The organism is Microbacterium sp. R1 (assembly GCF_015159725.1).
Taxonomy (GTDB): domain Bacteria; phylum Actinomycetota; class Actinomycetes; order Actinomycetales; family Microbacteriaceae; genus Microbacterium; species Microbacterium oxydans.
This window is the reverse complement of the sequence record NZ_JADDUD010000018.1, coordinates 1-298: the sequence shown is the minus strand read 5'-3', so window position 1 is coordinate 298 and position 298 is coordinate 1. Positions and strand designations below refer to the sequence as shown.

At 73.8% G+C, this 298-nt stretch carries 1 pseudogene; it reads right to left on the bottom strand.

From position 1 onward, the window contains the following. Positions 1-298, bottom strand: a pseudogene (locus ILP86_RS19495) (hypothetical protein); the annotation flags it as partial.

The window sequence follows — 298 nt, the reverse complement described above, 5'->3', positions numbered from 1 at the left end:
GCTCGCCGGCCAGTTCGTACCGGTCACCGGAAGGCTCGTGCCCGCCTGCACCGTGTCAGCGGCATCGACAGCCGCGGCGGCCGTGACCTCCGTGGTGTCGGTCGCGGTCTGGGTGCCGACGGTCGCCGTCACCGTGTAGCCCGCGCCGGGCGTGGCCGAAGCCGGAACCGGGTAGTCGAGCGTGAACCCGCCAGACGCGTCGGTCGTGGCCGTCACCGGACCGCCGACGTTCCCGCCACCCGGCGCCGTCAGCTGCACGGACACCTGCGTGCTCGCCGGCCAGTTCGTACCGGTCACC